This window comes from Falsiroseomonas sp. E2-1-a20 (assembly GCF_051433195.1).
Classification (GTDB): Bacteria; Pseudomonadota; Alphaproteobacteria; order Acetobacterales; family Acetobacteraceae; genus Falsiroseomonas.
In genome coordinates this window covers 1-23773 of sequence record NZ_JBHMFT010000002.1, presented here as the reverse complement: position 1 = coordinate 23773, position 23773 = coordinate 1, and the positions used below count along the sequence as shown (strand labels likewise).

At 72.8% G+C, this 23773-nt stretch carries 13 protein-coding genes; 5 read left to right on the top strand and 8 right to left on the bottom strand.

The window, feature by feature from the left end:
• The first annotated feature begins 56 nt into the window (after positions 1-56).
• Positions 57-647, top strand: coding sequence for an HD domain-containing protein (locus ACFHPP_RS02575; protein ID WP_437161703.1), 591 nt, complete (start codon positions 57-59; stop codon positions 645-647).
• On the opposite strand, the gene treY is transcribed toward ACFHPP_RS02575, so the two are convergent.
• Entirely contained in the window at positions 648-3356 is a 2709-nt protein-coding gene (gene treY / locus ACFHPP_RS02570; protein ID WP_437161702.1) for a malto-oligosyltrehalose synthase, read from the bottom strand.
• Positions 3349-5169, bottom strand: coding sequence for a malto-oligosyltrehalose trehalohydrolase (gene treZ / locus ACFHPP_RS02565; protein ID WP_437161701.1), 1821 nt, complete (start codon positions 5167-5169; stop codon positions 3349-3351). Before treZ ends, treY begins: the two co-directional genes overlap by 8 nt.
• Before the next feature lie 214 nt (positions 5170-5383).
• Here treZ and glgX point away from each other — a divergent pair, with 214 nt between their 5' ends.
• A complete protein-coding gene (gene glgX, locus ACFHPP_RS02560) occupies positions 5384-7585 on the top strand; it encodes a glycogen debranching protein GlgX (protein ID WP_437162082.1) in 2202 nt (733 codons plus the stop codon).
• A gap of 119 nt (positions 7586-7704) precedes the next feature.
• Here glgX and ACFHPP_RS02555 read toward each other — a convergent pair whose 3' ends face one another.
• Positions 7705-8130: a response regulator gene (locus ACFHPP_RS02555; protein ID WP_437161700.1), complete on the bottom strand. Its 426-nt coding sequence runs from the start codon at positions 8128-8130 to the stop codon at positions 7705-7707.
• A gap of 85 nt (positions 8131-8215) precedes the next feature.
• Entirely contained in the window at positions 8216-9121 is a 906-nt protein-coding gene (locus ACFHPP_RS02550) for a PfkB family carbohydrate kinase (protein ID WP_437161699.1), read from the bottom strand.
• 100 nt (positions 9122-9221) lie between these two features.
• Between ACFHPP_RS02550 and ACFHPP_RS02545 the strand changes: the two genes are divergently transcribed.
• The gene (locus ACFHPP_RS02545) at positions 9222-9821 is read left to right on the top strand and encodes an RluA family pseudouridine synthase (protein WP_437161698.1); all 600 of its coding nucleotides are present in this window, start codon (positions 9222-9224) and stop codon (positions 9819-9821) included.
• Between the two features lie 7 nt (positions 9822-9828).
• On the opposite strand, the gene pbpC is transcribed toward ACFHPP_RS02545, so the two are convergent.
• From pbpC to ACFHPP_RS02525, 4 genes are all read right to left on the bottom strand, one after another.
• The gene (pbpC, locus tag ACFHPP_RS02540) at positions 9829-11775 is read right to left on the bottom strand and encodes a penicillin-binding protein 1C (protein ID WP_437161697.1); all 1947 of its coding nucleotides are present in this window, start codon (positions 11773-11775) and stop codon (positions 9829-9831) included.
• Positions 11776-11883: 108 nt separating this feature from the next.
• On the bottom strand, positions 11884-16995 hold the full coding sequence (locus tag ACFHPP_RS02535; protein ID WP_437161696.1) for an alpha-2-macroglobulin family protein: 5112 nt from the start codon (positions 16993-16995) through the stop codon (positions 11884-11886).
• Positions 16996-17076: 81 nt separating this feature from the next.
• The gene (locus ACFHPP_RS02530; protein ID WP_437161695.1) at positions 17077-18492 is read right to left on the bottom strand and encodes an MDR family MFS transporter; all 1416 of its coding nucleotides are present in this window, start codon (positions 18490-18492) and stop codon (positions 17077-17079) included.
• Positions 18489-19973 (bottom strand): AMP-binding protein, encoded by a 1485-nt coding sequence (locus ACFHPP_RS02525; RefSeq protein WP_437161694.1) that lies wholly within the window; start codon positions 19971-19973, stop codon positions 18489-18491. Before ACFHPP_RS02525 ends, ACFHPP_RS02530 begins: the two co-directional genes overlap by 4 nt.
• Before the next feature lie 87 nt (positions 19974-20060).
• On the opposite strand from ACFHPP_RS02525, the gene ACFHPP_RS02520 reads away from it, so the two are divergent.
• Both ACFHPP_RS02520 and ACFHPP_RS02515 read left to right on the top strand, forming a co-directional pair.
• Positions 20061-21722 (top strand): hydantoinase B/oxoprolinase family protein, encoded by a 1662-nt coding sequence (locus ACFHPP_RS02520; protein ID WP_437161693.1) that lies wholly within the window; start codon positions 20061-20063, stop codon positions 21720-21722.
• Positions 21722-23773, top strand: a 2052-nt coding sequence (locus tag ACFHPP_RS02515; protein ID WP_437161692.1) for a hydantoinase/oxoprolinase family protein, incomplete at its 3' end; no start/stop codon positions are given. The genes ACFHPP_RS02520 and ACFHPP_RS02515, both read left to right, overlap by 1 nt.

Here is a 23773-nt window from a genome sequence, read left to right as displayed (position 1 = left end):
AAGGATGGGCCTCGAAGCGGTGAGTGAGGCAGACTATGCGCAACGACCCACCGAGGATGCCGCTTTTGGACGCTGCCGTGCTCACCGACCTGCGCCGTCGCTACGCCGAGCCGCATCGTATCCACCATGGCTGGGCCCGCATCGGCGGCATGCTGGAGGTGGCGGAGGACGTCGCCGGCGCCATCGCCAACCGCAGCGCCTTCATCCTGGCCGTGCTGTTCCACAATGCGGTATTCGAGCCGAAGACGCCCGACAGCGCACAGCGTAGCGCGCAGTTGATGCGGGAGATGATGCGCGCCACGCCGGCCACGACACTGGCGCGGGCCGAGGTGCTGATCCTGGCGGTGGCGCGGCAGGAATTGCCGGAGACGCGCGACGCCTCGCTGCGCGGCGATGCGATGCTGCTGCTGGATTCGGACCTGTCCATCCTCGGCGCGCCACCCGCCGCCTTCGACGCCTATGAGGCCGCGAACCGACGGGAACAGGCGCATCTGCGCCCCGATTCCTACCGCGCCGGCCGGTTCGCGGAATTGCAGATGCTGCTGTGGCGCGAACGCATCTTCCGTACGGACCGCTTCTTCCTGGCCTGCGAGCGCCAGGCCCGCCGCAACATCGAGCGTGCGCTCGCGCAGCTCGACGCCGAGTAGCTACAGCGCCTCCAGCACCGCCACGGGCAGATCGGCCAGAAGCCGCGCCACGGGCAGCACCGGCCCTTCATGGACCTGCCCCGTCATCAGGTCGCGCCAACGCCCGGTGGCGGCAATGGTTGCGCCGCTCCCGTCCGGCCTGCGGGAGGGGAAGCGCGCGGCGAGGACCATCAGGGCCGCATCGCCGTGCCGCCGCCGGAAGGCGATGAGGGTGTCGGCCGGCTGGTCCAGCGCCTCGTAGCCACCCTCCGCGTACAGCGCCGGATTGGCGCGCCGGTGTGCCAGCAGCGTCGTGGTCAGCGCCAGCTTCAGCCGGCCGTCGCGCCAGTTGTCGCGCATGGCGCGTACCGCGACGGCAGCGTCGCGCCGCACGGCGTCCTGGATGCCGGCAAGCGCCGCCTCGCGTGCAGGAAAATCCACCGGCCGCCGGTTGTCCGGGTCCACCAGGCTGAGGTCCCACATCTCCGCGCCCTGGTAGATATCGGGCACGCCCGGCAGGGTCAGTTTCAACGCAGTCTGCACCAGGCTGTTGTCCAGGCCGAGGCGGGCGATGCGATCCTGGAACGGCAGGAAATCGGCCAGGAAGCCCTGGTCCGCCAGCGCCTTGCGCACCAGCGCCAGCATCGCATCCTCATAGGCCGCGTTCGGCGCCGCCCAGTTGGAGTGCCGCTTCGCCTCCCGCATCGACTTCACCATCGCGCCCTCGAGCCGTGTGGCGAAATCGGCCAGCGTCGCGGCATCCGGTGCCGCGCCATCCGGCTGCACCGGAAAGGCCCCGAGCAGAAGCTGGTAGAACAGGAACTCGTCGTTGCGGTCCGGCGTGCGGCCGGGCGCGTCGCCGCGCAGCATCGCGCTCCACCGCCGGACGTGTTGCGCCCAGTCCTCCGGCATTTCGGCGAGGACTGCGAGGCGTGCGCGCGTGTCCTCCCCGCGCTTGGTGTCATGCGTCGAGGTGGACAGCATCGCCTGCGGCCAATCCGCCGCGCGCTCCGCATTGCCGGCGTGGAATTCCGCGAGCGACACGCCGAAATGGTCGGGATGGCCGCCCACCTCGTTCAGCGCGACGAAGCGGTTGTAGCGGTAGAAGGCCGTGTCCTCGAGGCCCTTGGCCATGATCGGGCCGCTGTACTGCTGCACCCGCATCGCCAGCCGCTGCACCGCGTGGCGGCTGAAGCCGCTGCGGGGTTCGGCAACGAGGTCGGCGGTCAGCAGGCGGTGCAGGAAGTCGAAGACGCTGGGGTCGAGGTCGGGCTCCTCTCGCCGCGCCGCGGCGACGGCGTGTGCCAGATCCTGCCGGTCCGCATCCGTGGGGGGCGAGGTGGCGTCGACATAGGTGCGATAGACCGGAAAGCCGGCCACGATCGCAGCCAGGCCACGCTGCAGGATGTTGCGGGTGAAGTCGGCGGTGCGTGGGGTCTGGATCGCGATGCGCACGGCTTCCTGCGCCAGCATGGCAAGCTCGCTCGCCATCTCGTTCCGCATGATGCGCAGCTTGCTGTCCTGCACGATGTCGGCGAAGGACTCTCGCTCCCCTGTGAAGTCCTCGTAGAAGCGGGTCAGCCCCGCCTCGCCCCGCGGGTCGACCAGCACGCCGAGCACGAGGTTGGCGAATTCGTAGCCCGTGGTGCCCTGCACCGGCCAATCCGCGCGCAGATGTTCCTCCCGCGCCAGGATCTTCTCGACCACCAGGTAGAAGGGGCGCGGCGCCTTGTCGCGCAGACGTTGCAGGTAGCCCTTAGGATCCAGCAGCCCGTCCACATGGTCGATCCGCAGCCCGTCCAGCGTGCCGTCGCGCAGCAGGTCGAAGACCAGGCGGTGCGCCTGCTCGAACAGCTCCGGCAGTTCCATCCGCAGGCCGGCGAGTTCGTTGATGTTGAAGAAGCGGCGGTAGTTGATGTCGTCGGCCGCGACGCGGAAATACGCCGCGCGCCAATGCTGGTCCTGGATCAGCGCATCCAGCTCGCGCCAGCTTTCCAGCCGGCCGGCCTCGCCGTTCAGGCGGGCGATCGCATCCTCCACCGCTGCACGCGCCGAGGGGTCGCGGCGCACCAGCGCGGCCAGTTCCGCCTGCAGGTCGCGCGCCCGCGCGACCACGCGCGGCCGCCAGTCGGAGATGCCGGCGAAGGCATCGCCCAGGCGCTCCAGCGCCGGATGATCCTCGCCCAGCACGCGGTTGTAGTGCGGCGGGGTGATCGGCAGCTTGTGGGTGCCATAGGCCCAGACGGCGAAGCTGCCGGCCTCCGCGTCGAAGCGAAGCTCCAACTGCCCGGACTCCAGCACTGCGCCGTACTGGTCGCCGAGGAACGGCACCAGCAGGCGACGCCGCGCGTTCCAGTCGATGTCGAACCAGCCGGCGTAGTCGGAGTCGGAGCCCCATTCGAGCACGTCGAGCCACCAGGGATTGTCGGCACCGCCGACGCCCATGTGGTTCGGGACGAAGTCGAGGATCTGGCCGAGGCCGTGTTCGCGAAAGGCCGCCGACATGGCGCGGAACGCGGCCTCGTCGCCAAGCTCCGGGTTCAGCGCGGCGTGGTCGACGATGTCGTAGCCATGGCTGCTGCCGGGACGCGCCTTCAGGTAGGGCGAGGCATAGACATGGCTGACGCCGAGACGCGCCAGGTAGGGCGCCAGCCTGGTCGCATCCGCGAAGCCGAAGCCCTTGTGGAATTGCAGGCGGTAGGTGGCGCGCGGGATCACGGGCTCAGACATTCTCGGCATCCTCGATGGACCAGCGGACGGACCACGGGCCAGGAAGTTCACCCTGCTGCCAGATCCCGCGGCCGGTTGACGGCGAAAAGCCACTGGCCGGATCAGCGGACAGGTTGGCGGCCAGAAGCAGCGCACCACCATCCGCGAGCGCCCAGCGGATTTCCACGGCCCCCGCGCCGACGATGCGGTAGGTGCCGCCCCGCTGAATGCCGGACAGGCGTGGCATGATCTCGGCATGGCGCACCGCGAGCACGTCGCGGTACCAGGCGAGCCAGTCGGCATGCGGCGGCTTCGCGGCATCCTCCCACCTCAGCTTGGCGCTGGCGAAGGTTGCCTCCGACAGCGGGTCTGGGATGCGTTCGCGCGAGGCCGGATCGGCGAACTCCGGAAACCGCGAGAACTCGCTGCGGCGCCCTTCGCGCACGGCCTCGGCCAGGTCGGGGCCGAAATCGCAGAAGAAGGGAAAGGGCTGCGCGGCGGCCCATTCCTCGCCCATGAACAGCATCGGCACCTGCGGCAGAAGCAGGGACACCGCGGCGACGGCGCGCACCGCCTCGGCGGGCGCGAAATGCGTCAGGCGGTCGCCGAAGGCGCGGTTGCCGATCTGGTCGTGGTTCTGGATGAAGGCGACGAAGGCGGTCGGCGGCAGCCCGGCGGAGGGTTCGCCCCGCGCATGGCCGCGATAGGGCATCACTTCGCCCTGGAAGGCGAAGCCCTGCGCCAGCGCGCGCGCCAGCCGTTCCGTGTCGCCGTGGTAGTCCGCATAATAGCCGGCCTGCTCGCCACTGGCGGCGACGTGCAGCACATGGTGCACGTCGTCGTTCCACTGCGCCGTGTACTGGAGCGGCGCGCCATGGGCATCGCGCCGAAGCCGCGACGCCTGGTTCTCCTCATTCTCCAGCAGCAGGTGCACCGGCCGGTCGGGCACCGCGGCCCGCACGCGCTGCGCCAACTCCTCCAGCAGGTGCGTCGGACTGTCATCGATGATGGCATGCACCGCGTCGAGGCGCAGGCCATCCAGATGAAACTCCTCGATCCAGTACAGCGCGTTGTGGATGAAGAAGTCGCGCACCGGCGCGCTGTCGGCGCCATCGAAGTTCAAGGCCGTGCCCCAGGGCGTCGCGTGCCGATCGGTGAAGGCCTGCGGCGCGATGGCGTGGAGATACGCGCCCTCCGGCCCGAAATGGTTGTAGACGACATCCAGCAGCACCATCAGGCCGCGCGCATGGGCTTCCTGGACCAGCGCCTTCAGATCCTCCGGCCGTCCGTAGCTGGAATCCGGCGCATAGGGCAGCACGCCGTCATAACCCCAGTTGCGCGCGCCCGGGAAATCCGCGATCGGCATGATCTCGATGGCGGTGACGCCGAGCGCCACCAGATGATCCAGCTTCGCGATCGCAGCGCGGAAACTGCCTTCGGGCGTGAAGGTGCCGATGTGCAGTTCATACACCACCGCCTCGCTCCAGGGGCGCCCGCGCCAGGCGGCATCCGTCCAGCGATGCGCGGCGGGGTCGATCACCTCGCTCGGCCCGTGCACATCCTCCGGCTGGAAGCGCGAAGCCGGGTCCGGGACCCGAAGGCCGTCCGGCAGAACGAAGCGGTAGCGTGTTCCGGGTGCGGCCGCCTCGACCAGCAGCATGTGCCATCCGCCGGCTTCCGCCTGCATCGGCAGCACCTCCGCCGCATCCCCCAGCACCAGGCACACCACCTGGTGCGAAGGCGCCCAGATGCGAAACCGGGCGCCTCCTCCGGGCACCGGCGCGGCACCGAAGGGCATGCTGTGGGCGCGGGCGATGCTTGCGTCGTCGGTCATGCGGTGGCTTTCTCCGGGGATCGGCAAACTGGTGGCGCGGGCATTCGTTCCGCGGCTTCGCCGAATTCTTGGGCGTTCTGTGTCACCGACGAAATGTGATGTGCAACGGGAACGCGCATACGCTTGTGATGTTGTGATGCCGCCACAGATTTTTGCGTCGTGGTAACGGGGATTGTGAATGCGGATACGACAGGTGGTTGCGGCACCGCAGCTGATGCGGCCAACACGAATTCGCGAGGGCCTGCCTTTTCCCCTCGGAGCAAGCTGGGACGGTGTCGGCGTGAATTTCGCGCTGTTTTCGGCGCACGCCACCAAGGTTGAGCTTTGCCTGTTCGACGATTCGGGTGAGACCGAACTCGAACGTCTTGATCTGCCCGAATACACCGACGAGGTCTGGCACGGCTACCTGCCGGATGCGCGCCCCGGCACCATCTACGGCTACCGCGTGCATGGCCCGCACGCACCCGATGCCGGGCACCGCTTCAATCACCACAAGCTGCTGCTGGACCCCTACGCGAAGGCGATCATCGGCGACCTGGCCTGGGGGCCGGAGCTGTTCGGCTACCGGATGGAATCCGCGGACGACCAGACCTTCGACGACCGCGACAGCAGCCGGCTGATGCCGAAATGCCGCGTCATCGACCCCGCCTTCACCTGGGGCCGGGAACGCAGCCCGTCCGTGCCGTGGGACCGGACCGTCATCTACGAGACGCATGTGAAGGGCATGACGAAGTTGCATGCGGGCCTGCCGGAGGACATGCGCGGCACCTACGCCGGACTCGCAGCGCCGGAGGTGGTGGACTACCTGCGCAACCTCGGCGTGACGTCGGTGGAATTGCTGCCGGTGCACACCTTCCTCAACGACCAGTTCCTGCTGGACAAGGGCCTCACGAACTACTGGGGCTACAACACCATCGCCTTCTTCGCGCCGGCGCGACGCTACGCCCGCACGCCGAGCTTCGCCTTCGCCGAGTTCAAGGAGATGGTCGCGCGGCTGCACGATGCCGGGCTCGAGCTGATCCTCGACGTGGTCTACAACCACACGGCGGAGGGCAATGAGTTCGGCCCGACCCTGTCCTTCAAGGGCATCGACAATGCCAGCTACTACCGGCTGCTGCCGGAGACGCCGCGCTGGTACATGAACGATGCCGGCACCGGCAACACGCTGAACCTTTCGCATCCGCGCGTTTTGCAGATGGTGACGGACAGCCTGCGCTACTGGGCGACGGAAATGCGCGTGGACGGCTTCCGCTTCGACCTGGCGACGATCCTGGGCCGGGAGACGCATGGCTTCGACGAGGGCGGCGGCTTCCTCGATTCCTGCCGGCAGGACCCGGTGCTGTCGCGCGTCAAGCTGATCGCGGAGCCATGGGATTGCGGACCCGGCGGCTACCAGGTCGGCGGGTTTCCGCCGGGCTGGTCGGAATGGAACGACCGCTTCCGCGACCAGGTGCGCGCCTTCTGGCGCGGCGACGAGGGCCAGGCGCCGGAACTCGCCGCAAGGTTGAGTGCCTCGGCCGACCTGTTCAATCGCCGTGGCCGCAAGCCGTGGGCCAGCATCAACTTCATCACGGCGCATGACGGCTTCACGCTGAACGACCTGGTCAGCTATGACGACAAGCACAACGAGGCGAATGGCGAGGGCGGGCAGGACGGCCACAACCACAACCTGTCCTGGAACCATGGCGTCGAAGGTCCGACCGACGACCCCGAGATCATCGCAATCCGGGAACGCCAGAAGCGCAACCTGCTGGCGACGCTGCTGCTGTCGCAGGGCACGCCGATGATCCTGGCCGGCGACGAGTTCGGCCGCACGCAGCAGGGCAACAACAACGTCTATTGCCAGGACAACGAACTCAGCTGGCTGAACTGGGCAGGCGTCTCCGCGGAGGGCCTGGGGCTCGCCGCCTTCACGCGCAAGCTGATCGCGCTGCGGCAGGGCTTCCCGGTGCTGCGCCGCGCGCGCTTCCTGTCCGGCGCGGTGAACGAGGAACTCGGCATCAAGGACGTCACCTGGGTGACGCCCTCCGGCACCGAGATGGAGAACGGGCACTGGGACGACCCGCATGCGCGCTGCTTCGGCATGCTGCTGGATGGCCGCGCGCAGGCCACCGGCATCCGGCGTCCGGCGGCGGATGCCACGCTGCTCGCGGTGTTCAACGCGCATCACGACGGCGTCGAATTCGCGCTGCCGGAGCCGCCGGCGGGGCAGCGCTGGCTGCTGCTGGTGGACACCAACAAGCCGGAGGTGGAGGAGCCGGAGCCCTTCGAATTCGGCCACCCCTACATGGTCACCGGCCGTTCGCTTCTGCTGTTCGTGCTGCACCCGGAACGCGGCGGCCGCGCCATCCTGGCGGCGGCGCGCACGGCGCTGCTGGCCGGCACCACGCCGCCGCCCATCCCGGGCGGTGGCTAAGGGCCCAAGGCCCGCTCCGGCGGGCGAGCGGCCGAATGGCCGCCGCCGCCCCTGCGGCGCAGCCAAGCGAAGCGCCGGCGCATGGGGGCGGATCAGTCATGATCCGCGGAGAATTGTCCTCAATCGACGAACAGGTGCATGTCGGGCGGCAGGCGGCGCACCGTCTCGCCGGCCCGCAGGCGCTCCAGCACCATCAACGCGGCGGGGACCTCGGCGGGCTCATAGGGCTTGGTGAGGCAGCCGCGGGCACCGGTATCCTCCATCTCCTGCCGCCAGGTGGAGCCATGGCCGGTGGCGTAGAGCACCGAGACACCGCGGGCCACCAGCGTGCGGCCGATGCGCAACCCGCTCTGCACCCCGCCGAGATGCAGGTCCACCACGGCGAATTCCGGGTCGTGCTGGGCCGCCAGTTGCAGGGCCGTGGCCTCGGAATCGGCGGTGCCGCAGACGCGGAAGCCGGAACCTTGCAGCGCCTCGCCAGCTGCCATGGCGATGATGTCCTCATCCTCGACGACCAGGACGGTCCGCGCGCCGCTCGATGGCATCGCCAGCTCCTTTTGCAGATTGTGTCAACGTTGAGGCGCGCCCGGAGGTTCCGCGCTAAAGGTCAATGCGAGACCCGCATCGGCCTCAGCCCCGCAGCAGCGCCTCCACCATCTCCCGCGTCGGGGTCGCGCCGTCGCGCGCGCGCAGGCCGCCGGCGGCGGAGGCGAAGCGCATGGCATCCGCCACCGCCTGGCGTTCCGCCATCGCCAGCGCATAGGCGCCGTGGAACACGTCCCCGGCGCCGGTGGTGTTGGTGGCCTGGACGCGAAAGGCGGGGGTGATGCGGGGCTCCGGATCCTCCGCCGTCAGCCACAGCGTGCCCTTCTCCCCCCGCGTCACCGCGGCGGTGCGGCAGCCGGCGGCGATCGCCTTGCGCAGCCCGTCCACCGGTCGGGCGCCTGGCGCGTAGTTGGTCAGGCCGGGCTGGGAAAAGATGGCGTGGTCGCTGCGCGGGATCAGGTCCAGCAGCAGGCGGGTCTCGCTTTTCTCGCCATCGATCACGGTTGGGATGCCGCGGGCGCGGGCGTGGTCCAGCGCGGCACCGCTGCCTTCCGGCCAGCGCGGGTCGCACAGGAAGGCGTGGGCCGTGTCCAGCAGGTGCAGCGGCAGCCAGGACGGGTCGGTGCCGAGGTTGTCGCCGCGATAGGAAAATATGCTGCGTTCGCCCACCGGGTCCACCAGCACCGCGGAGACCGGCGTGCGCGCGTTGGGCGCCACGTGGCAGTGCGAGACATCGACCCCCTGTGCCGTCAGCGCCTCCAGCAGCGGGCCGCCATTGAGGTCGTCGCCCACCCGCCCCCAGAAGATGCAGCGGCCGCCCAGGCGCGCGACGCCGATGGAGGCATTGGCCGCCAGCCCGCCGGCGCCCAGGCTGTAGCTGTTGGCCCGGTTCTTGGACGGCGGTTGGACGATGTCCTGCACGAGGAAAGTGTGGTCCATGACGACGCTGCCGAGGCAGATCACGGTGGTTCGGAGATCAGGCTGATTCATGCCACCCAGGGTTCCATTGCAACGCACGCCGCGCCAAGCGGAGATTGCACCGCCTGCATGGTTGCATGCACGAATCCTGCATCTGGGGCCGGAGGTCCTGGTGCTGGACAAGCCCGCCGGGCTGCCGGTCTCGGCGCGCCAGGGCGAATCGCTCGACGCCTGGCTGCCGGCGCTGCGCCTTGGGAAGAAGCGCCTGCCGCAGCCGGCGCATCGGCTGGATGCGGATACCGCCGGCGTGCTGGTGCTGGGCCGCACCGCGCCGATGCTCGCGCAGCTCAACCGGCTGTTCGCCGAGCGGCGGGTGGAAAAGGTCTACTGGGCGGTGGTGCGCGGCGGCCCGGACGGCGAGTCGGGCCTGGTGGACGCGCCACTCGGGAAAATCAGCAGTGCGGCGCGGGGCTGGCGGATGCGGGTGGACCCGAAGGGCGATGCCGCGCGCAGCGCCTGGCGCGTGCTCGGGCGCGGCACGGGGCTGGTCTGGCTGGAATTGCGGCCGGAGACCGGGCGGACGCACCAGTTGCGGGTGCACTGCGCGCATCTCGGCTGCCCGATCCTGGGCGATGCGATGTATGGCGGTGGGGAAGCCGGGGGCCTGCACCTGCTGGCGCGCAGCCTGGCGCTCCCGCTGGAGCCGCCGCTGCGGGTGGAGGCGCCGGTGCCGGCGCATATGCGGGCGGCGCTGGCCGCCTGCGGGGGATGAACGCGCCTCAGCGCACCCGCAACTCGGCCGCCGCCGCGATGCCATCCGCGTCCAGTACCGTCACGCGGTAGAAACCCGGGCCGGGCGGTGTCCAGGCGGCCTCCCGCCGGGCGCGCTGGTGCGGCAGCGGCGCGCCATCCACCAGGAAGACCAGCGGGCGGCGGCCGCCGGTGGCGCGCAGGGTGACGGGGCCGGCGCCCTCCACCAGCTCCGCGCCCGGCATGGGGAACAGCAGGCGCAGGCGGTCGGCGGCTTCGGCGAAGGGGCGCGGCGCGGCGCGAACCTGCAAAGGCTGGCGCGGCGCGGCCGGCAGCCGGGCGAAGACCTGCGCCAGCACCGGCAGCGCCGCGGCGCGGCCGTTCAGGCCCGGAATCGGCGTGCCGTCCGGCCGTCCGATCCAGACGCCCGCGACATGCCGCGCATCCAGCCCGAGCGCCCAGGCATCCCGGCCGCCCCAGGAGGTGCCGGTCTTCCACGCCACCCCACCCGGCCCGCCGCCCGGGAAGGGTTGCACCAGGATGCCGGCAACCGCGGCGGCGGCGCGCGGCGTCACCACCTCCGGCCATTCGGCGGGCGCGGCGGGCAAGGCGGTCAGCGCCCCGGCCCGCCCGGCATCGCCGAGCAGCGCATACAGCGCCACCAACTCGCGCAGGGTCGTGCCAGCGCCGCCGAGCGCCAGCGGCAGGGATGGCGCCGCACCCGACGCCAGGCGCGGCGGGCTGCCGGCGGCCTTCAGCGCGGCGGCGTAGCGCAGCGCGCCCAGTTCCGACAGCAGCGCCACGGCGGGCAGGTTCAGCGATTGCCGCAGGGCCTCCGCGGCGGTGACGCGGCCGGTGAAATCGCGGGAGAAATTCTCCGGCGCGTAGCTGCCGAAGCGGAAGGGCAGGTCCGCCACCAGCGTCTCCGGCCGCGCCAGCCCGGCCTCGAAGGCCATGGCGTAGAGGAAGGGTTTCTGGGCGGAACCGGGCGAGCGCACGGCGCGCGTCAGGTCCAGCATCCCGGCCCGGGCTTCGACGCCGAAGCTGCCACCGACCAGCGCACGGACGCTTCTCGAATCCGTCTCCGCCACAACCAATGCAAGAGCCGCGCGATCCGGAAACTCGTGAAGTGCCGCCTCGGCCAGGCGCTCCATCGCGCGTTGCAGATCACGGTCGAGCGTCGTGGCGATGCGGCTGCCCGGCGCGGCACCCTGCGCCACCTGGCGCGCCAGATGCGGGGCCAGGCGTGGCATCGGCTGGCGGGCGGCGGGCACCGGCGCGGCCAGCGCCAGCGCCACCTCCGCGCCGCTGACACCGCCGGCCCCGGCGGCGCGGACCCGCAGCACGGCATCGCGGGCGGCGCGCGCCGCATCCGGGTGCCGGTCCGGCCGCAACGCCTCCGGCCGCCGGGCCAGCGCCACCAGCAGCGCCGATTCGGCGGCATCGAGCTGCCCGGGCGGGCGGCCGAACCAGGCGAGGGAGCCGGCACGCAGACCCTCCAGGTTGCCGCCCTGCGGCGCCAGGGTCAGCCAGATGCCAAGGATTTCGTCCTTGGAGAACCGCGCCTCCAGCTGCACCGCACGCAGGATTTCCACGGCCTTGCTGCGCAGGGTCCGGGGGCGCGGCTCCAGCAGCCGGGCCGCCTGCATGGTCAGGGTCGAGCCGCCGGAGACCACCCGCCCGGCGCGAATCCACTGGAAGGCGGCGCGGCCGAGCGCCAGCGGGTCGAAGCCCGGATGCCAGCGGAAGCGCCGGTCCTCCGCCGCCAGCAGCATCGCCACCAGATGCGGCGGCACCTCGGCCGCGGCAGTCGGCAGGCGCCAGATGCCGCCCGGCGCCGGCAGGGCGGACAGGGTGCGGCCCTCCCGGTCCAGCACCTCGATCCCCGCCCGGAGGCGGGACAGGTCGGGCGGCAGGGCGCGGTCCAGCGCGAGGACGGCGACGACCAGAATGACCAGGCCCAGGCCCCAGCGCATCGGCTCAGGGTCCGGAACGCTCTGCGCGCCAAGCCTTCGCAGCCCTCTCCCCTTCCTGGGGGGTTGGGTGAGGGGGGCCGCGGAGGCCACGCAATCCGGGCACCGCCCTCACTCCACCGGAAGGACCGTGATGCGCGCCACGTTCTGCCGCGCGAAGACGCCGGGCCGGTACATGTCCTGCGCCTCCATCCCCGGCAGTTCGAAGCTGCCCGCCGTCACCGCCCGCAGCCGCACCGCGAAGCGCGCCAGGGGCTGGTCCGGCGTCAGGTCCAGCGCCGCGGCGAAGCGGTCGTCACGCGCCGGCTGCACGTCCGGCGCGGTGAGTTCGCCGAGCCAGGGCATGCCCGGCACGGCGCCCGGGCCGAGCCGCCCGGCGATCTCCCACCCCGCCGGCAGGCCCTGGATCACCATCGCCTGGTGGCGGTCGTTGGTGGTGGCGCGGGCTTCCAGCAGCAGGACGAAGCCGGTGCCCGCCCGCAGCGCGTCCAGGTTCAGCGGCTGGCCATCGAGCGCGAAGAAGCGCCGCGCCACCCGCATGCCCTGGGATGCCGCCGGCAAGGGGGAGGTCGGCACGCCGGCGATGGAGACCGCCTGCACGACCGGCGCCTCGCCGCGATTGCGCGCGCTGCCGGCCGCCGTCAGCGGCGCCGTCACCACCGGCGCCACCGGCAGGTCCCGCCCATCCAGCGTGATCCGCGCCGGGCGTCCGTCGCGACCCAGCACGAAGGCCGCGGCGACCGCCCAGGCCTGTTCCTGGGTGTTGCTGACGGCCGGTGTGAATTCCGCGCCGGGCAGCCGCGCCAGCAGCGCCGGCAGCCGGTCCTGCGCCACGCCGCTTTCGCGCAGCAGCAGGGCGGTCGCCAGCGCATCCCGCGCCGCGCTGCCGAAATCGCCGTACCAGACCTGCCGTGCCGGATCGGCGAGGGCGGCGGCGAAGATCGCCTCGCCCCGCGCGGTGTCGCCGGCGCGTGCGAAGGCGGCGGCGAGTTGCGCCTTGGCCAGCGGCGTCGGCAACTTCTCCAACTGCTCCGCCAGCCGCCGCGCCGCGCCGAGGCGGTTTCGCCCGGCCAGCGACAGGACATGGACCCGGTAGGCGTGGATCGCGAAGAACTCGGCCGAATCGCCGGAATCCTCCAGATCGTCATCGGCCGCCTGCAAGGCCGCCTCCAGCGCCGCCTCCGGCACCGCCGCCCCGGCCGCACGGGCGCGCAGCAGCGCCTCCGTCGCATAGAGGCTGGCCCAGCCCTGCACCGAGCCTTCCGCGCTCCAATAGCCGAAGCGGCCATCGTAGCGCTGGCGGTCGAGCACGGAGGCGATCGAACGCCCGAGCAGCGCCGCATCCTCCTGCGCCGTGTCGGCATTGGCCGGGGCATAGGACAGCGCCAGCACGCGGGACGCCGCCTGTTCCACGCAGTCCAGCGGAAAGCGCCGCAGGGCGCCGAGCAGCGCCATCGGGTCATACCGCACCGGCGCGCCCCAGCTGGCCGTGGCCCGCCAGGTGCCGGGCAGGAAGCGGGCGGCGGGCAGCGCCACCGCCGCCGTCGCGCCCGGTGCCAGGGTGCTGACGGCGATCTCGGTCACCGCGGGGCGGGAGGAGCGGACGGTGATCTCCGCCTCCCGCACCGTGCTGAAGCCGCCGGGGCCGCTGACCGCCACGCGCAGCCTGCCCTGCCCCACCACAGCACCGCGCAGCGTGGTGGCCGGCACGGCGCGGGCGCCGGCGGCGAGATTCACGTCGAGGCTCGCAGGTCCTGCGAGTTCGATGGCGCCGGTCGCGGTCAGGCTGACCCGGAAATCGCCGGCCGGCAGTTCGACATTGTGCAGCAGCACCGGCAGGCGCACCTCGTCGCCCGGTGCCAGGAAGCGCGGCAGCAGCGCCTCCGCCACCACCTGTTCCCGCACCGTCATCGGCCGCGCGGCGGCGCCGATGCGGGCGCCGTCCCAGGCCACCGCCATCAGGCGCAACTCGCCGGCGAAATCCGGCAGGTCCAGCGTGACCGTCGCCGAGCCATCCGCGCCGACCGCGACCGGCCCCTGGAACAGCGCTACCAGCCGCTGCGGCACCTGCAGCAGCGCCGCGCCGCCCATGTCGTCGCCGCCCTGCCGCAGCACCGCGGCCTCGCCCTCCGCAGGGGCGATCAGCCGGCCGTAATCGTCGCGGATATCCAGCCCGAGCCGCCGCCTGGCGAGAAAATGCTCCACCGGGTCGGGGCTGGGGAAGTTGGTAATTCGTAAAATGCCCTCATCGACCGCGGCCAGCGTCACCATGGCCGTGCTGCCGGCGCCGGTCAGGCGCAGCGGGATGGCGACCTGGCTGCGCGGCCGGGCCAGCGGCGGCGCCTCGATCGCCACCTCCAGTCGCCGCGCCGCCGGGTCCAGCCCGATCCAGGCGAGCCCGAGCGCCCGCCCCGGACGGCCGGCCGGCGCGTTCCCCGGGCGGAAGACCGTGACGGAAACATGCGCGCCCGGCCCCCAGGCGGCATCGACCGGAATCTCGACTTCCGCCCCCGCCTCCGGCACCTCGATCTCCCGCACCGAGACGACGGTGCCGGTCAGCACGGCGATGCTGGCGCGGCCAGCGAAGGGGGATGTGATGCGCAGCCGCGCGGTGTCGCCGGCCGCATAGGCGCGACGGTCGGCGGCGACGTCGACGCGGTCCGGCACCTCCGCCGCCTCGGCCTGCGCCCAGCCGGCGCGGAAGCGGATGCTGGCGATGGCGAGGCCGTTCGGCTCGGTGACCTCGATCCGGTAGCGGCCGAAGCCGAGGTTACGGGCGAAGCGCGCCGGGCGGCCCGGGGCCACCTCGATCTCGGCCGAATCCACCGGTTCGTCGCGCCAGACCGTCTCGTAGCGGGCCAGGCGTTCGCGCATCACGATCCGCCAATCCGGCCTTTCGCGCACCAGGCGCAGGCGCAGCTTCGCGGCGATGGCCTCGCCCGCCGGGTTCATTGCGGCGATCTCGAAGGCGGCCTCGGCGCCGTCATTCACCGCGCCGCCCTCGAAGGCCGGGCGGATCGCCAGCAGCGTGCCGCGGGCGCGCACCGGCAGGGACAGGCGCGTGCCGCTGGTGCGGCCACCGGGCTCGGCCATCAGCACCGAAACATCGGCGCGCAGCGGCCTGGTGGTGTCCGGGGCCTGCGGCAGCAGCAGGGACAGGGTGGCGCGGCCCTCCGCATCCGTCTCCGGAATCTCGAAGCTCTCGAGGTCCGGCGCGAAGCTCTCGTCCTGCAAGCCGAACTGCCAGCCGCGCCAGGCGGGGAAGGGCTCGGGATCCACGGCGAGGCGCAGTTCCGCCGTGCCGGTCAGCCCGCCGCCGGGCGCGCCATACAGGAAGCGCGCGGCGACCGGCACCTCCAGCGCCTCCCCGGGCACAAGTGGCCCAGCGACCGGGCCTGCGCTGACCTCCAGCCGCTCCGGCACGAAGGCGTCGACCCGAAAACTGGTGCTGCCGATCGGCGGCGCGGCGGGGTCCGCCAGCACCTCCACCGTCCAGGCGCCGACCGGCGCGCTGGCGGACAGCGTCACCGGCGCCACGAAGGCCGCGCCCGCCACCCGGTCGGGCACGCTCTCGAAGAACACCTGCCCGTTCGGCCGGCGGATGCGCAGCCGCGCCGGCAGGTCCACCGGCTGCCCCGCCGCATCGCGCAGCAGCGCGCCGACCTGCACCACCTCGCCGGGGCGGTAGATGCCGCGGTCGAGCCAGAGGAAGGCGTCCAGCGCCCCCGGATGCGGCCGGCCCGCGGCACCGCGATCCGACAGGTCGAAGGCCCCCGTCACGAGGTCCAATGTCGCGAAATCCTCGCCGGAGAAAGCCTGCACCGCGACCGGCGCCAGTTGGCCCGCACCACGCAGCACGGCCCCGTTGAAGCGCGCCATCCCATCCGCGCCGGTCACCGCCTCCGCCAGGATGTCGTTGTTGCGCGCCAGCAGCGCCACCCGGACCTCGGCGCGGACCCTGGCATCGGAGAAGCCGCGCACCTGCACGGCCATGCCCTGCGTGCCCTGCCACGCCGTGATGCCGAGATCCGTCGCCAGCACGGGCAGGGAGGCCGAGCCGCCGCGCCGCGTGCCGTCGCCCGGCCGCGCCACCAGCACATACATCCCCGGCCCGGCGCTGCGCAGCGCCTCCGGCAGCGGCAGCGCGGTGCGCGCCATGCGGTTGGGCTCAGTGGCGGGCAGCTCCGCGCGGCCTTCCCAGACCACGCGGCCCATCTCCTCGGACAGGTTCTCCGCCATCCAGTCATCCATCGCCTGGCCCGGGCGCCAGTCGCGCATCAGCGGCACCAGGTTGCGCTCCGTCACCCGCACCAGCTTGAGGGTCAGCGCCGTGACGTTCACCGTGGCGACGGTGACGCGCGGGTCCTGGCCGCGCGGCAGCACGAAAGCGCGGTTGTCGAAGGCGATCCGGGCCGGGCGGTTCGGCATGGCGATGGCATAGGTGGCATCGCGCAGCACGCGCAGCCCATCCTCCCCGGGCATGCCGGCGCGCAGCACGAGCCGCGTCGTCGTCCCCCAGGGCAGGCCGGCGACGCAGATCGCGTCCCCCTCCCGCGTCACCGACATCTCCGGCAGGGCCGGTTCCGCGCGCAGCCAGTCCTGCGGCTGCCAATCGGTGCGGCGGGCGGGGGCGGAGGTGAAGGCCAGGCAGGCGCGCGCGGGTTCCGCATCGGGCTCCGTCGTGATGCGGCGCACCAGCAGGCCGGCGGCGCGGCGCGCGGCGGCCAGCGTCTCGCGCTGCTTGGCGTCCTGCGGCGCGCGTTCCACCACCGCTTCCAGCGCCTGGATCTGCCACATCGGCTGGTCCAGCCGCCGCAGCGCCTCCGCCATCACGAGCAGGGAGGGAATCTCGGGCTCGCCGCCCGGCACCATCATGAAGGCGTTCCAGCCGGCGCGCAGGGCACGGTTGGCCTCCGGCGGGGTGCGGCGAAGCTGCGCCCAGGCCAGCGCGGTCCAATGGTCCGCCGTCGCCTGGCCGGCGCCGACCCGTTCCTCCCACGCCGCCGCCGCGGCGGCCCAGTCGTTGCGGGATTCGGCCGCGCGGGCGCGGGTCTCGGCCTGGCTGCGCTGCTGCGCCGTGCCGCCGGCCGGGAAGCGCCGGGTTAGCGACTGTTCATAGGTGGAAGCGTCGCTGGACAGGCCGGGAAGTTCGAAGGACGCCGCCGGCTGTGGCAGCAGCCAGGCCAGCACGAGGAGCACGGGCAGCAACCAGCGAGGCGACATGGAAGGCTCCTGCGTGCGGCGTTTTCGCCAGCATGGCACAGCGGCAGCCCGCGTGAAGCGTCTTGACCGGGGGTTAAGCCCTCACGAGGGCGGCGGCACCGCGTGATGCCCCGAAACCCGCGCGCCCGCATCCCGCGGCAGCCTCAATGCGCCGGGCAGCGCCGCCAGCATCACCAGGCCGGCGACGACGAAGCCGGCCTGGAATTCCGGCAGCCCCGGCAGCGCGGCGCCGGTGATGGAGGTGCCGGCCGCCAGCGTCAGCGACCCCAGCACCACGCCGAGCGCCACCGAGAATTGCTGGATGGTGCCGGTCATCGCGGTCGCCGCCGCCAGCCGGTTCTGCGGCAGGTCGGCGAAGGCCATGGTGGCCATGGAGGTGAATTGCAGCGACCGCGACAGCCCGCCCGCCGCCAGCACCGCGAACAAGGCGATCGGCGGCCAGGAGGGGTCGAACAGCGCGCACACCGCGACGCCCGCCGCCGCCAGCACCGCATTCACCGCCAGCACGCTGCGGAAGCCGAAGCGCCGCAGCAGCGGCCGGATCATCGGCTTCATCACCAGCGCGCCGAGCGCCGTCGCGAAGGTCACCAGCCCGCTGCCGGAGGCCGAGAGGCCGAAGGCCAGTTGCAGCGTCAGCGGCAGCAGGAAGGGCAGCGCGCCGGCCCCCACCCGGAACAGCGTGCCGCTCAGCATCGGCATGCCGAAGGTCGGAATCTTCAGCAGCGAGAGGTCCACCGCCGGCCGCGCCACGCGCCGCGAATGCCGCACCGCGAGCAGCGCCGCCAGGCTGCCGAGCGCCAGCGCGCCCAGCGTCACCCACAGCGGCACGAGGCCGCGGCCGATCGTCTCCAGCCCGCTGACCAGCAGCGCCAGGGCGAGGCCCCACAGGGTCAGGCCGCGCTTGTCCAGCGGGCCGGGGTCCTGCGCCTCGGTCTCCGGGATGAAGCGCCAGACCAGCACCAGGCCGAGTGCGCCGACGGGGATGTTGATCCAGAACACCGCGCGCCAGGACACGGCATCCGTCAGCAGCCCTCCCAGCGGCGGGCCGAAGACCGGGCCGAGCAGCGCGGGCATGGTCAGCCAGGTCATCGCCGTCAGCAATTCCTCCTTGCTGACGCGGCGCAGCAGCAGCAGCCGGCCGACCGGCACCATCATCGCCCCGCCCAGGCCCTGCAGGATGCGCGCCGCGACCAGCGTGCCGAGGCCCTGCGACAGGCCGACCAGCGCGGAGGCGCCGGTGAAGACCAGGATCGCCCACATGAAGACCCGCCGCGGCCCGAACCGGTCCGCCACCCAGCCGGAAACCGGGATGAAGACGCACAGCGCGACGAGGTAGGAGGTGATGGCGACCGACAGGTGCACCGGGTCCCGCCCCAGGTCCCGCGCCATCGCCGGCAGCGCGGTGGCGACCACGCTGCTGTCCAGGTTCTGCATGAACAGCGCGCTGGCGACGATGGCCGCGACGATACGGGGGTCGCGTGGCGCTGCGCTGCTCACCCGGCGGCCATCTCGCGCAGCCGGTTGCGCTGGATCTTCGGACCGTTCGGGCCGTCCACCACGGGAAAGGCATCGAGCGGCACGATCCGCGCCGGCACCTTGAACTTCGCCAGCCTGTCACGGCAGGCGGCCATCAGGGCCGCCTCGTCATAGCCCGGCGCCGGGATGACGAAGGCGATGGGCCGCCCGCCCGCCTCCACCACCTGCGCCGCGGCGACGCCGGTCTGCGCCTGGAGGAAGCCCTCGATCTCCTCGGGCGAAACCAGGAAGCCGCCGATCCGCAGCGCATCGCCGCGGCGGGTCAGGAATGCGAAACCGCCATCGGGCTGCGACTCGGCCAGGTCGCCGCTGCGGAACCAGCTTTCGGGCGTCATGGCGCGGGCGGTGGCCTCGGGGTCGCCGAGGTAGCGGTCGAACAGGGACGGGCCGCGCAGCAGCAGCTCGCCATCCTCGGCGATGCGCCACTCCGCCGCCGCGCTGCTGGGCATGCCACCGCCCACCGCGCGGTGCGGCCCGTGGACATCCTGGCCGGCGAACAGGGCCTGCACCTCCGAACTGCCATAGACGCCACGGGCGGCGAGGTTCAGCGCGTCCGAGGCCGCCATGACCCGATCGGATTGGCCGTGGAAGCCGGCGAAGCCGGTGAAGGCAAAGGGGGCGTAGGGGCGCCCGCCGGCGGCCTCGGCCAGCTTCAGCAGCAGGTCGTCGCCGCCGACCATGTGGGTGACGCCCTCCGCCCGGATCAGCGCATCCGCCGCCGCGGCGTCGAAGCGCTCCATGCAGGCGATGCGCGCCCCGCCCGCCATGCCGGCCAGCGCCATGCTGAGGCCGAAGGTCCCGCACAGCGGCACCGCCGCCAGCACAGCGGCGCCCGGCGCATCAGTGCGGAACCGCGCCGCCACATCCGCCGCGTGGCCGGCGATGCCCGCCTGCCGGTGCAGCACCAGCTTCGGCCCGGCGGTGGTGCCGGAGGTGGTGAAGGTCAGGCATTCCGACCCGGGCGTGGCGAGGTCCGGCGCCTCCCCGGCCGCCAGCAGCGCATCGCGCGGCAGCACGGGCAGCCCGGCGAGCGTCCCCTGCCCTAGCCCATCCATCCCGAGCACCAGGCGCAGCGAGCCCGGCTGGCCCGGCAGGACCTGCGCCGCATCCACCGTCGCGAAGTCCCGCGCGACCGCGATGGCGACGGGCTGCGCGCGCGCCAGCAGATTGCCGACCTCCACCGCCCGGAACCGCGTGTTCAGCATCACCGCGCAGGCACCGCGACGGGCCAGGGCGAACAGCAGCAGCAGGAAGTCGGGGCGATTCGGCAGGAACACCGCCACCCGGTCGCCCGGGCCGATGCCCGCCCGAGCCAGGCCGCCCGCCATCCGGCGCACCTGCGCGGCGGCCTCGGCCCAGGTCACGCCGGGGAAGGCGAGGCCGTCCGGGTCGCGGGCGGCGGTGCTTTCCAGAAGCTCGGGCAGGGTGGTGGGCCGGGGCATGGCCGCATGATGCGGCGGGGCCGCCAGGGCCGCCAGACCACCCACCGCCCGCTTGACGCATGCCAGCCCAGGCAGGACCGTCGGGGCATGACCGAAACCGCCCCAGACACCGGCCCCGACCCCGTCACCCTCGCCGTACTGGAGAACCGCTTTCGCGCGGTGGTCGAGGAGATGGGCGAGGCGCTGCTGCGCACCGCGACCTCCCAGATCCTGAACTCCTCCCGCGATTTCTCCATCGCGCTGTGCGACGCGCGTGGCCGGCTGGTGGCGCAGGCGGACCACATCCCGGTGCATGTCGGCGCCATGCCCTTCGCGGCGGAGGCGGTGTTGGCGGCGTTCCCCGGCGCCATGCGGCCGGGCGACTGCTTCCTGCTGAACGACCCCTGGCACGGCGGCAGCCACCTGCCGGATTTGACCATTGTGTTGCCCGTCTTCGAGGACGGCGCGCTGGTCTTCCTCTGCGTCGTCCGCGCCCACCAATCCGACATCGGCGGCGCCACCCATGGCGGCTACAACCCGGGCGCCACCGAAATCTGGCAGGAGGGCCTCCGCATCCCGCCGATCCGCCTTGGCGAGGGTGACACGCTGCGGGAGGACCTGGTCGCCATGCTGGCGCTCAACACCCGCATCGCCCGCGATTTCCGCGGCGACCTGATGGCGATGTGGGGTTCGGCCCGGCTCGGCGCGAAACGGCTGGAAGCGCTGCTGGCCAGCCACGGCGCCGCGAAGCTGAACGCGGCGGTGGAGGCCATCCTGGACCTGGCCGAGGCGCATGCCGGCCGCATCATCTCCGGCTGGACGGACGGCACCTACCACGGCGAGGCGGTGCTGGATGATGACGGCCACGGCGCGGAGGACGTGACGATCCGCGCCACCGTCACCAAGCAGGGCGCCACGCTGGTGGTGGATTTGACGGCCAGCGACCCGCAGACCCTCGGCTTCGTCAATTCCTCCTGGCCCAACACGGTCAGCGCCGTGCGCATGGCGCTGGCCTACCTGCTGGACCCGGAGGTGGCCAAGAACGACGGCGCCTTCCGCCCGCTGACCGTGATCGCCCGGGAGGGCACGGTGGTGCGCGCCGCCCCCGGCGCGGCGGTGACGCTGTGCACCAGCCACTGCTCCAACGAGATCGTCGAGGCGGTGGTCAAGGCGCTGTCCCATGCCTGCCCGGAGCGCGCCATGGGCGGCTGGGGCAGGCGGTTCCGCATCGCGATCCAGGGCGAGGACCCTCGGCGTCCGGGCAGGAAATTCGTCTGGCACCTGTTCCACGCCCGCCCCGGCGGCGGTGGCCACGCGACCGGCGATGGCTGGTCCGGCGCCGGCGAGTGGCATTCCGCCGGCGGCCTGAAATTCGGCAGCGTGGAGATGGCGGAGGCGCGCTTTCCGCTGTTCTTCCGCCGCCATGAATTCCTGGCCGGGTCCGCCGGCGATGGCCAATACCGCGGCGGCCTGGGCGGCGAGCTGGAGCTGGTGCTGCAGACCGCCGGCCCGGCCCGCGCCAATACCGCGGGCGACGGCGCGCGGCACGGCGCCGCCGGGATGCTCGGCGGGCAGGACGGCGCGCCGCACCACTACCGGCTGCTGCCGGTGGCGGGCGAGGCGCGCGACCTGCGGACCAAGGAAGCCGGCATCGCGCTGGCCCCCGGCGACGTGCTGCATGTGCGGTCCGGCGGCGGCGGCGGCTGGGGCGACCCGGCCCGGCGCGACCCGGCGGCCCGCGCCGCCGATGCCGCCGAGGGGCTGGTCTGATGCAGGCGCCCTACCGGATCGGCTGCGACGTCGGCGGCACCTTCACCGACGTGGTCTGCATCGGCGCCGATGGCGCCACCCTCCTCGCCAAGGCGGCGACGACGCCGGAGGACCAGTCGCGCGGCGTGCTCGACGGTCTCGCCGTTCTGGCCGGGCTGCTCGGCGTGACGCTGCGCGACCTGCTGGCGCGCACGGAACGCCTGGTGCACGGCACCACCGTCGCCACCAACGCCCTGCTCGAACGCCGCGTCGCCCGCATCGGCATGCTGACCACGGAAGGCCACCGCGACATCATCGAGATGCGGGAGGGGCTGAAGCCCGAACGCTACGATCTGCGCCTGTCACCCCCGGAACCGCTGGTGCCGCGCCGCCTCCGCCTCGGCCTCCGCGAACGCATCCTGGCCACCGGCGAGGTGGCGGTGGCGCTGGACGATTCCTCGCTCACCGACGCCATCGCCGCGTTGAAGGCGGCGAAGGTCGAGGCGGTGGCGATCTGCCTGCTGCATGCCTGGCGCAGCCCGGCGCATGAACAGGCGGCCGGCGCCGCCGTCGCCGCGGCGCTGCCCGGGGCCTATGTCACCCTGTCCTCCGACGTACTGCCGCAAATCAAGGAATTCGAGCGCTTCTCCACCACCGTGGTGAACGCCGCGGTCGGGCCGATCGTCGCGCGCTACCTCGGCCGGCTGGAGACCCGGCTGGCGGAGGCGGGGCTGGCCGCGCCCCTGTTCGTCATCCTGTCGCATGGCGGCGTCGCACCGGTCGGCGAGGCCGCGCGGCTGGCTGCCGGCACGGCGCTCTCCGGCCCGGCCGGCGGCGTCGCGGCCGGGCTGGCGCTGGCCCGCGCTGGGCTCGGCGAGAACCTGGTCACCTTCGATGTCGGCGGCACCTCCACCGATGTCGCGCTGATCGAGGGGGGCGAAGCCGCGCTCGGCCGCGGCCGCGTGGTGGGCGGCGAGCGCATCGCGCTGGAGAGCCTCGACATCGTGACGCTGGGCGCCGGCGGCGGATCGCTGGCGCATGTCGGCGCGGGCGGCATGATGCGCGTGGGTCCGCGCAGCGCCGGGGCGGTGCCGGGGCCGGCCTGCTACGGCGCCGGCGGCACGGAACCGGCGGTGACGGATGCGAACCTGGTGCTCGGCTACCTGGACCCGGCGCGCTTCCTCGGCGGCCGGCGCGCGCTGGACATGGCGGCCGCCGAGGCGGCGGTGGCGCGGCTCGGCGATGTGCTGGGCCTTCCGATGGTGGACTGCGCCGCCGGCATCCACGCACTGGCCAATGTCGCCATGGCCGATGGCATCCGCGTCGCCACCGTCCGCCGCGGCGTCGATCCGCGCGGGTTCTGCCTGCTGGCCTTCGGCGGCGCGGCCGGCCTGCACGCGAGCGCGGTGGCGCGCGACCTCGGCATGACGCGGGTTGCCGTGCCGCTGCTGGCCGCCGGCCTGTCCGCCTGGGGGATGCTGCAGACCGACCTGCGCTACGAGGTGTCCCGCAGCCTGGTCGGCAGCACCGGCCTGCCGGAGGAGCCCGCGCTGCGCGCGCTGTTCGCGGAGCTGGAAGCCGCCGCCCGTGCCCGCATGGCGGAGTGGATGCCCGCGGGTGACCCTGGCATCCGACGCAGCGCCGACATGCGCTATGGCGAGCAGGTGTTCGAGGTCGGCGTGCCGCTGGATGCCGTGCCGTGGAAGGCGCCGGGCCTGCCGGAACAATTGGCCTCGGCCTTCCACGCCCGGCACGAGGCGCTGTTCACCTATGCCCTGCGCGGCGAGGAGGTGGTGCTGGTGACGGCGCGCGTCGCCGCCATCGGCCGCCTGCCGGCCCTGCCCGTGGCGGCGCTACCCGCCTGCCCTCCCGCCAGGCCCATGGCGCAGCGCCGCGCCTACATCGCCGGCGGGCTGCGCGACATTCCGGTCTTCGCCTTCACGGCGCTGGCGCCCGGCCAGGCCGTGCCCGGCCCGGCGATCGTGGAGAGCGACACGACGACGGTGCTGCTGCTGCCCGGCGACATCGCGCGGCTCGACCCGCGCGGGTGGCTGGAGATTGCGGTCGGGGGT